This window comes from Syntrophotalea sp. (assembly GCF_050253115.1).
In the GTDB taxonomy this organism is placed as follows: Bacteria; Desulfobacterota; Desulfuromonadia; order Desulfuromonadales; family Syntrophotaleaceae; genus Syntrophotalea; species Syntrophotalea acetylenica.
Genome location: NZ_JBFWJQ010000006.1, coordinates 13,844 through 27,376 on the forward strand (window position 1 = coordinate 13,844; position 13,533 = coordinate 27,376).

Here is a 13,533-nt window from a genome sequence, read left to right on the forward strand (position 1 = left end):
CACAGGATTTCCAACCGGGTTCCCGCAGCCGGGCATGTTGCAAAAGGGAGGGAAAAACCGATGAAAGTCAGCACGGTAGCGCAGATGCGCGCCATGGATCGTGCCGCCATCGACTGTTACGGCATCGCCGAGGAACTGCTGATGGAAAATGCCGGACAGGCCGCCTTCTCCGTCCTTGCGCAGATCGGCCCTGTCGCGGATCAGCGCTTCGTAGTTTTCTGCGGCCTGGGCAACAACGGCGGCGACGGGTTTGTCGTCGCCCGCAAAATTCACTCGGCGGGAGGTACGGTCAAGGTGCTGATTCTTGGCGATCCGGACCGACTTGCCGGTGCCGCGCGCCTCAACCTGGAGATCATCCGCCGCTTGCCGCTGGAGGTCCGCCAGCTTGAAAACAGCGCCGGGCTGGCTGCTGAACTGGCCGCCTGCGCCGCCGTCATCGATGGCATTTTCGGTACCGGCCTGACCCGCGAAGTCGGCGGCCTGCACCGTGCGGTGATCGAGGCCATCAACGCATGCGGCAAGCCGGTGCTGAGCATCGACATCCCGTCCGGGGTGGAGGGCGATACCGGGCAGGCGCTGGGCTGCGCGGTGCGCGCCGACCACACGGTCACCTTCGGCCTTCCCAAAATAGGCAATCTGCTGTATCCGGGCTTTGCCCTGGGCGGATGTCTGCATGTCAGCCACATTTCCTTTCCACCAGCCTTGTACCGTGACGCGGCCCTGAAAATCGCCCTCAATGTGCCGCCGCCGCTGCCGCCCCGCGACCACACCGGCCACAAGGGCAGCTTCGGCCAGGCGCTGTTCATCGCCGGTGCCGCCGGTTATCTGGGTGCGCCCTGCTTTGCCGCGCTTTCCTACCTGAAGGCCGGCGGCGGGTACAGCCGCCTCGCCGCACCCCAGGCCATCACGCCGTTTATCGCCATGAAGGCCAGTGAGGTCGTGTTTCTGCCCCAGGTTTCCACGGCGGAAGGCAGCCTTGCGCTTTGCAATCGCGACGCCCTGCTGGCGTTGGCCAACAGCCTCGACATGACGGTCCTCGGTCCCGGATTGTCGCTGCAGACACAGACCCAGCAACTGGCGCGGGAACTGATCGCCGCCATCGAACGTCCCCTGCTCATCGACGGCGACGGCATCACCGCTATCTGCCAAAACCCGGAACAGTTGCGCCAACGGCGTGCCCCCACGGTGCTGACCCCGCACCCGGGGGAAATGTCCCGCCTGACAGGCATCGGCATCCCTGATTTGGAAAAAGACCGCATCCGCACCGTACAGCGGGCCGCTGGCGAACTCGGGGCGATCATCGTTCTGAAAGGCGCCCATTCGCTGATCGGTTTTCCAGACGGTCGCGTTTTCATCAATCCCAGCGGCAACAGCGGCATGGCCTCCGCCGGTTCGGGGGACGTTCTGACCGGAACCATCGCCGCCATGCACGGTCTCGGCCTGAGCATCGAGGATGCGGTGTGCAAGGGAGTGTTCCTGCACGGTGCGGCGGGAGACCTGGCCGCCATGCAGCTGGGCGAAGACGGCATGACCGCCCAGGATATTCTCGACCACCTGCCCCAATCCCTGAAACAAGAGCGGGAAGGATGGCCGGCATCGTTGGCGCAACGCTATGCGGGACCACACATCGTTGCCTGAACGCGCCGGGGTTTCCAACCATAACGGCGACCTGACGGGCCTTTTACCGGGAGACACCCCCCATGAGAAACCTGAAACTCACCTGTTTTATTGTTCTTGCCGTGCTGGCGCTGCTGGTTATTCTGCAGAACACCGTCACGGTACAGGTGCGAATCCTCACGCTGACCATGAGCGCGCCGCTGGCGTTTCTGCTGTTCATGACCCTGCTGGTGGGCATGGTTCTTGGCGTGCTTGTCGCCTATCTGCTCGACCGGCGGGCCAAAAAGCGCCATGCATGAAACCTGCAGGCGTAAAGCCGCCGCCTGCGTTGCATTTCCCCGGATTGTTGTTAGAAATTAAAGACACGCCAGCGACGCAGGGAGTGCGAAATGATCATTCTGGCCCTGAATTGCGGAAGCTCGTCGGTCAAGTACAGCCTTTTTGACTGGGCACGAAAGCAGACCCTCGCCATGGGCCTGGTCGAGCGGGTTATCGCCGGCGGTTCTTTCATCGTGCAGAGCGTGCCGGGGCGCGAAGATTTCCGCCTGGAAAAGGAATGTCCGGACCATGAAACCGCCATCGACCTGATCATCCGCACCATGACCGAAGGTCCCGCCGCGGTGATCCCCGATATAAGCGCCATTGCGGCCGTCGGCCATCGGGTTGTGCATGGTGGAGAGCGTTTTACCTGTTCGGTACGCATCGACGCGGAAGTGCTGGAAGCCATTCGCGAGGTACAACACCTGGCCCCCCTGCACAACCCTCCCAACATCGCCGGCATCGAAGCGGTGTCAAGTGTGTTGCCGCAGGTGCCCAACATCGCGATCTTCGACACGGCCTTCCATCAGACCATGCCCCGCCACGCCTATCTCTACGCCCTGCCCTACAACTGGTATGAGCGCTACAGGGTGCGCCGGTACGGTTTTCACGGCACCTCCCACCTTTACGTTTCGAAACGGGCGGCGGCGCTGCTCGGCAAGGCATCGTGTGACTGCAACCTGATCACCATGCACATCGGCAACGGCGTTTCCCTTTGCGCCATCCGCAATGGCATATCCATCGACACCAGCATGGGCCTTACCCCCCTCGAAGGGGCGGTCATGGGCACCCGCTGCGGCGACATCGATCCGGCGATCCCCCATTTCATGATGAAGATGGAAAATCTGACCCCCGACGAGATGGACAATCTGCTCAACAAGAAAAGCGGAGTGCTTGGCATTACCGGACGCTTTACCGACCGCCGCGACATCATTCAGGCAGCGCGACAGGGGGATGAACGCTGCCAGCTTTGCCTGGAGATCGAAAGCTACCGCCTGCGCAAATATATCGGCGCCTACCTGGCTGCCGCAGGTCCGCTCGACGCCGTGGTCTTCACCGCCGGCGTCGGCGAAAATTCCTGGCTTATCCGGCAGATGGCCCTGCAGCAACTGCAGCACCTCGGCATCCATCTCGATGAGCAGCGCAACCGTGAAGCGGTCGGGGGCGGTGAAAAAATCATCACCGGCGACGGCTCCCCCATCAAGGCCTTCGTCATTCCCACCGACGAAGAGCTGGTTTTCATCGAGGACGTGGCGGCTATCCTCGACGGTCGCTACGCCCATCACATGGAATTCACCTACTCCTTTGCCCGGCCCGATTTCGTGCCCCGCTGACGACGCCCACCCTGTCGTCAGCGGCGCATAGGGGGACGCGAAAATAAAACGCCGACTTCGGATTCCGCCGGCATGCTAGTCACTGAAAACAATCCAGGCGGGTTTTTAGAACCCGGCCCCGACTTCAACTCCAACCAAAGGTTATCGCCATGCAACTGCCTGTCTATATCACCGAGGAAGAAGTGCGCAGGGTGTGCAGGGAACTGGACATCCGGGACTGGACGACCATGGAAAAGGCCGAGGTAACGGAAGAGGAAGCCGCCATGATACTGGCCAATACCGACACCGCCGGTCTGCGGATCCCGCTGGAGGATTTTCGCGTGGGGCTGGAGGTCGAACTGGAACATGGCACCCGGTATCCGGCAGCCAATGTCACCAACAACCACCCCCTGCTGACGGCCCGCATCGTCGTCGCCCACCTGCTGGAAACCCTCGACTATTACAAGCGGCTGGAAGTGGCGGAACTGGAGGGAGATCTGCACAAGGCGATGCTCGGCTACAATCCGCAGAAGGCCGCCGACTATTACCGGCGTCTGGCGGCGGCGCGCCTGGCTCTGGACGCCTCGCAAACCGACGACCTCGGTTGATGGCGGCCATGCTGCCGGAAGGGCGCCGCGCAAGCGGCATCCTGCTGCATCCGACCTGTCTGCCCGGTCCCTTTGGTCTTGGTGATCTGGGGCGTGAAGCGTGGCGCTTCGTTGACTTTCTGGCCGGCGCGGAACAAACCCTGTGGCAGATCCTGCCGCTGGGGCCAACGGGTTACGGCCATTCGCCCTACAGCGCCCTGTCGGCCTTTGCCGGCAACCCGCTGCTGGTGTCCCTGGAACGCCTGGCGGAGGAGGGCGATCTGGATGTCGAAGATCTGGCGGGCATAGGCCGGGAGGAGGGACGAGCCGATTTCGATTTTGTCGAACCGTTCAAGGCGCGCCTGCTGAGCAAGGCAGCCAGACGTTTTCAGGCGGCAGCCTCGGCCAGGCGCAAAGCGGACTTTGAGGTCTTCTGCGAAAAACACGCAAACTGGCTGGAGGATTTTGCTCTGTTCTGCGCCCTGCGCCGGCAATTCGAGGGCCGTTCATGGCAGCAGTGGCCGGAACCGTTGCGCTACAGACAATCGGAGGCCCTGGCGCAGGCGCGCCGGGATCTGTCTGACAGCCTGCACTATTTCCGCTACATGCAGTTCGTGTTCTTCGACCAGTGGCTGGCGCTGCGCAACTACGCCAACCAGCAGGGAATACGCATTCTCGGCGACCTGCCGATTTTCATCGCCTTTGACTCGGTGGATGTCTGGGCCCGGCCGGACCTGTTTCATCTCGATGCACAACGGCAACCGACGGTGGTCGCCGGCGTGCCACCCGACTACTTCAGTGCAACCGGCCAGCGCTGGGGCAATCCCCTGTACCGCTGGGAGCGGCACCGGCAGGAACAGTTCGCCTGGTGGCAGACCCGCCTGGACTGGAACCTCGCACAATGCGATCTGCTGCGCATCGACCATTTCCGCGGGTTCGTGGAATGCTGGGCCATCCCGGCCGGCGACCCGACCGCGGTCAACGGCCACTGGTGGCCAGGCCCCGGCGAAGATCTTTTCTCCGCATTGCGGCACAGACATCCCCACCTGCCGCTGGTGGCCGAAGACCTCGGTGTCATCACCCCGGAGGTCGAACACCTGCGCGACGCCCTCGGCTTGCCGGGCATGAAAATTCTGCAGTTCGCCTTTGATTCCGGGCCGGACAATCCGTACCTGCCCCACAACCTGACGTCGCGCTGCGTGATCTACACCGGAACCCACGACAACGATACTACCCTGGGCTGGTGGCGGCAATTGGAGGGGAATCTGCGCGACGAAGTGCTGGGCTACCTTGGCCGCAATGACGCCGACATGCCATGGGACCTGATCCGCCTGGCCTGGGCCAGCGTCGCCCGGGTTGCCATATGCCCGCTGCAGGATGTTTTGCCACTCGGCACGGAAGGACGCATGAACCACCCCGGCCAGCCCGACGGCAACTGGGGATGGCGGCTTCGCCCCGGCGAACTTACGGCCAACAGCCAACGGCGACTGGCACAACTGACCCGGCGCTACGGACGAGCGCCGAAAAAGCTACAGACCGTCAGAGACGCGGCGGACAGCCGGGACCGATAAGTCAATCAGGACGGTTTTTGCTGATGCAGGGCCGCATGGAGGCGCTCCGCCAGGGCGGCAGGCAGGCCCGGCAGCGCACGCAGTTCGTCAAGACTCGCGGCCCGCAGCGCCTTGAGGCTGCCGAAATGCCGCAGCAGGGCCTTGCGACGCTTCTCGCCGATTCCCGGGACATCCTCGAGCACGGAACCGAGGCTGCTGCGACGTCGCAGCTTGCGATGATGGGTGATGGCGAAACGGTGCGCCTCGTCGCGCAGTCGTTCGAGCATGAACAAGGCTGGCGAACCCTGGCGAAGAACCACGGGATTCTTGCGTCCCGGCAGAAAGAACCGCTCCTCGCTGCGCTCGACCATCTTGCCGCGCACGTTGGCCAAAACCCGGCTTTTGGCAATGCCGGCCGCGTCGATACGTGCTTCGAGGTTCAATTCCCTCAGCACGGCATCAAGTACGCCCAACTGCCCCTTGCCGCCGTCCATGAGGATGAAATCCGGCAGCATCTCTTCCCGCAGGCCGCGCTGCAGGCGGCGCTTGAGCACTTCCCGCAGAGACGCGTAATCGTCACTGCCGGTCACGCTGCGAATGCGAAAATGCCGATAGGCCGCCTTGTCCGGCTCTCCGTCGGTCAGCACCACCATACTGCCGACGCTGAACCGCCCCTGCACATTGGAGATATCGAAACACTCGATGCGCCGGGGGAACCGGCTCAGGTGCAGCCGCGCGGCGATCTCCCGCAACACCTCCTGCCGAGCTTCCCGGCGCGATCCGCGCTCCCGGAAGCTTTCCGCCGCGTTACGCTCGGCCAAAGCCACCAGTTCCCTGCGGCTGCCGCGAAGCGGCGCCAGCACCTGTACCCTGCGGCCCCGCTGCTCGCTCAGCCAGTCGGCCAGCACCGCGGCATCCTCGGGCACAAAGGGCAGCAACACCCTGTCGGGAATACACACCTCGCGGCCGTAGAAACGCTGCAAAAAGGAGGATAGCAGTTCATCCTCGTCCAGCCGCCATTCGAGGCTGTAGCTGCGGCGGCCGATGACCTTGCCTTCCCGCACGAACAAAATGGCGATCTCCACCTCGCCACCCTCACGATGCAGGCCGACAACGTCCTGATCCCCGCCGCCCGCGTCCACCACCTTCTGCCGTTCGACGGTCTGTTCGATGGCACGAACCTGATCGCGCAGACGCGCCGCTTCTTCGAAGGCCATGCGCTGCGCCGCCGCCCCCATCTGACGGCGCAGTGTTTCGAGAACTTCCGTCTCCCGACCGCTGAGCAGCGCCACGGCGCCCTGGACCAGACGCCGGTATTCGGCCGGGCTGATTCTGCCGTGACAGGGACCGCTGCACTGCCCTATCTGGTAATAGAGGCAAGGCCGGCTGCGGTTGCGGCAGGTTTCCCATGGGTGGCGGCGCAGTGGAAAGATCCTGTAGATTTCCTTGAGCGTGGCGCGCACCGCCGTCGATGAGGCATACGGACCAAAATACAGGGCGCCATCGCGTTTTACCCGCCGCACCAGCTGCAGCATGGGAAACTCTTCACGGGGATCAAGACGCAGCGACAGATAGGTCTTGTCGTCGCGCAGGTTGATATTGTAACGGGGACGGTGCTTCTTGATCAGGGTGTTTTCCAGGATCAGCGCTTCTTTTTCCGTATCGGTGACAATGGTTTCTATATCCCGCACACGCTTGAGCAAAAATCGGATCTGCGGCCGGTTGTCCCCCTGCTCCGAAAAATAGCTGCGCAGCCGGTTGCGCAGGTTTTTGGCCTTGCCGACATAAAAGACCTCCCCCTGGCTGCCCTTCATGAGATATACGCCGCAGGTCGCGGGATATTTTCCGGAGTCAAAAATGAACATATCTGATCCCACCCTAACAAGGTGTAAAAAAGTTCACGACATCAAGCCATTGAATCCTGTCGGTGGCACAAAACGTATACCTCGGAACAGGTCGGTTGGGGCCACTCAAGGCTTGACTTCATGTCACAATCCAAATAATAATTCCGAAATTTCTTGAAACAGGGTTCTAAACAGATTCAGTCAGGAATCATTCGTGCCGGCGCCACTGCCGGCAAAACCTTTATTTTATTTTGGAGGAAATACAATGGCAGACCAGCTCTCGATCGTCGACACCACCGCCAATCCCGCGCCTTTGGGGCTGATGGGCTTCGGCATGACCACCGTTCTGCTCAACCTGCGCAACGCCGGCATCATCGAACTCAGTGCCATGATCCTGGCCATGGGCATTTTCTACGGTGGCATCGCCCAGATTATCGCCGGCTGCATGGAGTGGAAAAAGAAAAACACCTTCGCCACCACCGCCTTCACCTCTTACGGCCTGTTCTGGCTGACTCTCGTTGGCCTGTGGATCATGCCGGACATGGGTTTCGGCAAAGCCGCCGCGCCTTCCGACGCGAGCATGACCGCCTACCTGTTCATGTGGGGTCTGTTCACCCTGGTGCTTTTCATCGGCACCTTGAAACTGACTCGCGCCCTGCAGGTGGTATTCGGCACCCTGGTCATCCTGTTCTTCCTGCTGGCTTTCGAGCACACCATCCCCGGCGACAACCCGATGCGCCACACCATCGGCCACATTGCCGGCTATGAAGGCATTTTCTGCGGACTCAGCGCCATCTACGCCGGCCTGGCCCAGGTCATCAACGAAGTCTATGGCAAAAAACTGATGCCGCTGTAAAAAGCGTTCAGCATCGCATCGCAAAAGAGGCCGTTCCCCGGGGAACGGCCTCTTTTGTATCTGGCAGACACATCCACCCCGCCTGCAGCTAACAAGAACCGGCGCGCCGTATCGATCAAGGCTCGGTATGCGGCGCCTTGCGGTAAAGGTAGAGGAATTTCCCCTGCGCTTCATCGCGGGCGTCATCGCTGTCAATGCCGTGGTCCTCGACAAGACGCGTCTTGATGGCCCTCGCCTCTTCCGGAGTAAAGGCCTCGCGGCAAAACCAGCGATCATGACCGAACCGGACCTTGTGATAATCGGGCAGACGATCGCTAGGATCGACGCTTATCCCCACATACCAGCCAGGCCAGTCTTCACCGTGAGCGGCGATGAACTCCCTTGTCTCCCGCACGATGCGGGGCGCGGAAACAGGCACGATACCCTCCCTTCGGCATCATTCATGACATAATTGGCGTTCTCAGGCCCTGGAGATAAAACGGCTCTCGCGGGTATCGACCTTGATGCGCTCCCCCGTCTCGAGATAGGGAGGCACCTGAATGCGCAGGCCGGTTTCCAGAACCGCCTCCTTGGTCTGCGCGGTGGCGGTGGCGTTTTTCAGCGCCGGAGCGGTCTCGGCAACAGTCAATTCAACGGTCTGGGGCAGATCGATGCTGACCACCTGCCCCTGGAAAACGCCAAGCTGCAGATCCATGCCCTCGGTCAGATAGCCGCGGGCATTTTCATACATATCGCCGCCCAGTTCGTACTGGTCGTAACTCTCCAGATCCATGAACACGCCGTGATCGTCAACGGCATACAGAAACTGGCCCTTGCGCCGCTCGAAATCGGCATCCTCGATACGTTCGCCGCCCTTGAAGGCCTTTTCCAGCACCTGGCCGGTGAGCAGATTGCGGTATTTGGTTTTGATCAGGGTGCTGCCTCCCCGCGCCGAGGGCGTCTGGGTCGTGACATCGAGCACCAGGCAGGGGGCATTGTCGATCTGGATCACCAGATTGCGTTTCAAATCGGCTGTTGTCGCCATACATCAAGCTCCTGAAAAATAGTATACAAGCGGTCCAAGCCTACCATAAAAAGACCCGGCCTGACAATTGCCGCAGCCGGCATGGCAAGTTGCGCGGGGTCACTGCCGGGATGCCAGCCGCCGGGGTCTTTGAAAACCCTTGATCCCGCGACCTGCGAAAGGCTATAACAGGGTCCTGCCACCACCGAAAAAATGAGGCCGCATGTCATCAGCAGAGCCGACATACCTGCTCATCGTCCAAAGTATCGCCGCCGACAATGCGTCGCTGGCCCGGCTGCGCCCGCTTCTGGCACGCGAATACGGACTCGATGCCTATATCCTGAGGCAGCGACTCATCGGGCGCGGCCCCAACCTTATTGCCGAAGGGCCGCGGCAGCGGCTGGGTCTGATCGCCGCCCGGCTGGCGGAAACGGGCATCCACTGCCGGGTGATCGAGGTGCGGCCGCCGCGTTTTGTGCCGCTGAGACTGCGCGCATTGCGCATCCAGGACAGTGAAATGGCTCTGCTGACCGATGAGCGCAGCGTCGCTCTCGGGCCGAACCACAGGGTGCTGGCGGTTTTGGCTGACATCTCGGGGCAGGCCGCCGCCAGGAATCTCAAATTTCTCATGGCCCAGCGGGTCTACAACGGCCGCCGCGAGATTCTGCCCCTTGACGACGAGGAATTCACCAGAGCCATCCTGCAAGGCAGCCCCATCCTGGACCTGTACCGTTTCGGTGGGCAGGGCCGCATTGATGCCGGCGTGCGCATCTTTCCCGGCCGCTTCGATCCAGGCGGTCTCGGCGAACAAGCCTCCCTCAGCGCTGTCGGCAACCTCAAAACCGTCCTTGAAAAAATCCGGGAACAGGTGGCCGATTGCCGCCTGGTGCTGGATTTCGGACTCGCCAATCTGCCCGGATGCCGACTCAAAACCCCGGAAGACGGGCTTCACTGGGAACGGGACAACCTCGCGGCCCTGACCTGCTTCGGCTGGCTGATGGCGGATTTTGAAACCGCTCCGGCACCAGGCGGAATTACGGCATCCGCTGCCGCGCCGCTGCCTGAAACCATGCCGCAGGAATTGCCGGAGGGCAACGCGGGCCGCCTGGAATTGCAGCCGGCTGGCGACAGCCTCCCGCCACCCCCTATGCGTAATGTGTCAAACGGCAAAAACCTGCGCTTGCCTATCGGCATGGCCACGGCCGCCGGATTTGGTCTATTGACAGTCATCGAAAACGATCTGGCCACAACCTGCCTCGATTGGGCCATGCGTACCGCCGTACTTCCCGCCATGGTGACCGGATTGTGCCTGTGGGGCGGTTTTCACTTTCTGCGCCTGAAGCGGCAGATCGAAAACACCCCTACGAGCAAAACCCGCTCCCTCTCCATGGGACTGGTCGAGCTGCAGGGGCGGGCGATACGCAAATATGCACTGGTGTCTCCCTTGAGCCAGACATCGTGCGTCTATTACCGTCTGCGCAAATATCGCCGCGACAGCAAGAACAATTGGCGACTGGCCAGCACCAGCGATAGCGGACACGTGCCCTTTTATCTGGAAGACGACACCGGCAGGGTCACCATCGATCCCCGGGGCGCCACCGTTTCGGCAGGCAACCGACAGGAATCCCGCGGCGCAGCGGCCGCCTCCCTGTTCGGCGCCTTCGTCGGCAGCGACCAGGAAAAATGGGTGGAAGAAACCGTTGCCGAGGGCGCCAGCCTTTTCGTTCTTGGCCAGGCCCGGGAAAACCGCACACCCGTCAAGCCACTGAGGGAACGCATCGCCATGGCGCTCCGTGAACTCAAACGCGATCCCCAGGCGCTGCAACGCTACGACACCAACGGCGACGGGCGGCTTTCTGAAAGGGAATGGGAACAGGCCCGCGCCGGCATCGAGCGACAGGTTCTGGAACAAAGCCTGTCGAGCGCGCCGGAACGCCCTGCACCGGGCGACCGGGCGGTGGTCGGTCGACCACGCAAGCGCGGCATCCCTTTCGTCATCACGGAAACCACCTCGGAAAAACATCTGTTGCGCAACTATGCCCTGCTGACCATGCCCCTGTTCGCCGGCGCACTGGCCGGCCTGATCTGGACAGGTCTAATACTGCGGAATTTCATGCAACCGTAAATCGGCTGCAGACAAGGAGAAAACCATGGCTTTTGTAATCTTTCTGGGGATATTGGGATTGCTGCTGCTGATTCCGGCCGTTTATGGCGTCACCATCTACAACGGCCTGGTCAGCCTGCGAAACAATATCGATCGCGCCTGGAGCAATATCGATGTGCTGCTCAAGCAGCGTTTCGACGAACTGCCCAAACTCATCAAGGTCTGCGAAGGCTACATGCAGCATGAGCAGAAAACCCTGGAGGCGGTCATCAAGGCACGCTCCATGGTACAGGGTGCGCGCGGCCCGCAGGAAAAACTCGAAGCGCAGAACCTGCTCACCGACACCCTGAAATCCCTGTTCATGGTGGTGGAACGCTATCCCGAACTCAAGGCCGATACCCTGTTTCGCAGCCTGGGAAGCCGCATCTCCGAAATCGAGGACCAGATCGCCGACCGGCGTGAATTTTTCAACGACTCGGTCAACCTGTACAATATCCGCATCGAGCAGTTCCCCGATGTGATCATTGCCCGGGGGTTCAACTTCGCGCGCCGCTCCCTGTGGAAAATCGACCCCGCCCACCGCCAGGATGTCGAGGTCATATTCCAGCACACATGAGTTTCGATCCGTCGATGCTGCAGACCGCCCCGGTGTCCCCGCCGGGGTTTTTTTGCGTGGGGTAGTGTCCATAAGGCACATTTGCCGCTGGACGAAGCAAAAAAGATTGCTAACATTAAAATATTGATTCAGTCGGCGTTTCCGCCGGGCCGGTGCCATTGAGTCGCTGCATCAATTGGCCTTGAATCCCTGAAGGCCGTGTGGTAGCATCACTCAGGGCTCCTCAATGAGCCTCGGCTCAGCTCTCTGTTATCTAACCATGGAGGTCCATCATGAAAATCACTTCCTTGATTGCAGCGGCATGCATCCTGGCCTGCTGTACCCTGCCGGCGGTTTCCCAGGCGGAAATCAAAACCGGCGTTCTGACCCTGTCGCCGATGCTCGGCGGCATCACCATGGAAGGTGACCAGCCCGTCGACAGCAGCGGCCTTGCCTACAGTCTGGGCCTCGGCTACAACTTCACCCCTAATTTCGGACTTGAAGCGGTGCTCGGCGGCGCCAATCTCGACAAAAAAGGTAGCGGCGATGCCGACTTCTGGAACTATCGCCTCGACGCCCTGTATCATTTCATGCCGGAAAACAGGCTGGTTCCCTACCTGGCGGCCGGTGCCGGCGGCTACTCCCTCGACAGCGATGAGGAATTCATGGCCAATTACGGCGCGGGCCTGCTGTACTTCCTCGGCGAAAACGTCGCCCTGCGTGCCGATGTGCGCCACATGATGGGATTCAACGAGAGCAATCTCGAACACAACCTCATCTATACCGCCGGCTTTAAATTCCAGTTTGCCGGCACCCAAGCGCCGGTCAAAAAAGAAGAGCCGGTGGCGGCAGCGCCCGTGGACAGTGACGGCGACGGCGTAACCGACGATCTCGACCAGTGCCCCGGCACCCCCAAAGGCGCTCCGGTCGATGCCAAAGGCTGTCCCCTCGACAGTGACGGTGACGGCGTTTACGACTACCTCGACCAATGCCCCGGCACCCCCGAAGGCGCACCTGTCGATGCCAAAGGCTGCCCCCTCGATAGCGACGGTGACGGCGTTTACGACTACCTCGACCAGTGCCCCGACACCCCCAAAGGCATGAGCGTCGATGAAAAAGGCTGTGAGCTCAAACTTACCCTGCGCATCAACTTCGATTTCGACCAGGCTGTCATCAAGCCTGAATACAAGGGAGAGCTCGACAAGGCGGCGGCTTTTGTACGCGCCAATGCCAACGTCCCCTATATCCTGCTGACCGGGCATACCGACAGCAAAGGCAAGGACGCCTACAATCAGCGCCTCTCCGAGCGGCGCGCCGAGGCGGTTCGCCAGGCCCTGATCAACAATTACGGGCTGGATCCCGCCAAACTCAAATCCCGCGGTTATGGCGAAACCCGGCCGGTTGCCAGCAATGACACCGAAGAAGGCCGCTACATGAACCGCCGGGTGGAACTGGTCTGCTGCACGGTTGTTCCCGAATAGCACCGCAGCCAAAACAGACTCATGCAAAACGGACAGGACCGGCTACCCCGGTCCTGTCCGTTTATGTACCGCCTGGTTTTCCCTCTTCCTGACCATCGGGCACATCCTTGTAACACCTGGCGTCCCCTTCAAATCATTGCTTTCCACGAACCCTGCCTTTTGAGCCCGCTAGCCTGAATTGATAAAAACCCCTCTATTTTCCGGCCACAGCGGGCACGTATGGATATGCCCTGACACCCTGCAGCCTTGACATTGCACATAGCAG

General features: G+C 61.1%; 12 protein-coding genes. 9 read left to right on the forward strand and 3 right to left on the reverse strand.

Annotation, left to right across the window (positions count from 1 at the left end):
• The first annotated feature begins 60 nt into the window (after positions 1–60).
• From AB7E65_RS01390 to malQ, 5 genes are all read left to right on the forward strand, one after another.
• Positions 61–1,638, forward strand: coding sequence for a bifunctional ADP-dependent NAD(P)H-hydrate dehydratase/NAD(P)H-hydrate epimerase (locus tag AB7E65_RS01390; RefSeq protein ID WP_072287002.1), 1,578 nt, complete (start codon positions 61–63; stop codon positions 1,636–1,638).
• 62 nt (positions 1,639–1,700) lie between these two features.
• On the forward strand, positions 1,701–1,916 hold the full coding sequence (locus tag AB7E65_RS01395) for a LapA family protein (protein WP_072287001.1): 216 nt from the start codon (positions 1,701–1,703) through the stop codon (positions 1,914–1,916).
• 90 nt (positions 1,917–2,006) lie between these two features.
• A complete protein-coding gene (locus AB7E65_RS01400) occupies positions 2,007–3,269 on the forward strand; it encodes an acetate kinase (RefSeq protein WP_428745129.1) in 1,263 nt (420 codons plus the stop codon).
• Between the two features lie 149 nt (positions 3,270–3,418).
• Complete coding sequence (locus AB7E65_RS01405; protein ID WP_428745130.1) at positions 3,419–3,856, forward strand: DUF5661 family protein; 438 nt, start codon at positions 3,419–3,421, stop codon at positions 3,854–3,856.
• Positions 3,856–5,406 (forward strand): 4-alpha-glucanotransferase, encoded by a 1,551-nt coding sequence (gene malQ, locus AB7E65_RS01410; RefSeq protein ID WP_428745131.1) that lies wholly within the window; start codon positions 3,856–3,858, stop codon positions 5,404–5,406. Before AB7E65_RS01405 ends, malQ begins: the two co-directional genes overlap by 1 nt.
• Positions 5,407–5,411: 5 nt before the next feature.
• Here malQ and uvrC read toward each other — a convergent pair whose 3' ends face one another.
• Positions 5,412–7,244, reverse strand: a complete 1,833-nt coding sequence (gene uvrC, locus AB7E65_RS01415) for an excinuclease ABC subunit UvrC (protein WP_072288114.1) — start codon at positions 7,242–7,244, stop codon at positions 5,412–5,414.
• 250 nt (positions 7,245–7,494) lie between these two features.
• On the opposite strand from uvrC, the gene AB7E65_RS01420 reads away from it, so the two are divergent.
• Positions 7,495–8,085, forward strand: a complete 591-nt coding sequence (locus AB7E65_RS01420) for an acetate uptake transporter (RefSeq protein WP_072286998.1) — start codon at positions 7,495–7,497, stop codon at positions 8,083–8,085.
• A gap of 115 nt (positions 8,086–8,200) precedes the next feature.
• On the opposite strand, the gene AB7E65_RS01425 is transcribed toward AB7E65_RS01420, so the two are convergent.
• The gene (locus AB7E65_RS01425) at positions 8,201–8,503 is read right to left on the reverse strand and encodes a hypothetical protein (protein WP_072286997.1); all 303 of its coding nucleotides are present in this window, start codon (positions 8,501–8,503) and stop codon (positions 8,201–8,203) included.
• A gap of 42 nt (positions 8,504–8,545) precedes the next feature.
• On the reverse strand, positions 8,546–9,109 hold the full coding sequence (locus AB7E65_RS01430; protein WP_072286996.1) for an elongation factor P: 564 nt from the start codon (positions 9,107–9,109) through the stop codon (positions 8,546–8,548).
• Positions 9,110–9,311: 202 nt separating this feature from the next.
• On the opposite strand from AB7E65_RS01430, the gene AB7E65_RS01435 reads away from it, so the two are divergent.
• The 3 genes from AB7E65_RS01435 (at position 9,312) to AB7E65_RS01445 (ending at position 13,268) form a co-directional block, all read left to right on the forward strand.
• Positions 9,312–11,213 (forward strand): GIDE domain-containing protein, encoded by a 1,902-nt coding sequence (locus tag AB7E65_RS01435; protein ID WP_072286995.1) that lies wholly within the window; start codon positions 9,312–9,314, stop codon positions 11,211–11,213.
• A 25-nt stretch (positions 11,214–11,238) separates the two neighbouring features.
• Positions 11,239–11,808 carry a LemA family protein gene (locus AB7E65_RS01440; protein WP_072286994.1) on the forward strand — a complete coding sequence of 190 codons (570 nt, stop codon included), beginning with the start codon at positions 11,239–11,241 and terminating at the stop codon, positions 11,806–11,808.
• A 272-nt stretch (positions 11,809–12,080) separates the two neighbouring features.
• Positions 12,081–13,268, forward strand: coding sequence for an OmpA family protein (locus tag AB7E65_RS01445; RefSeq protein ID WP_428745132.1), 1,188 nt, complete (start codon positions 12,081–12,083; stop codon positions 13,266–13,268).
• Positions 13,269–13,533 lie beyond the last annotated feature (265 nt).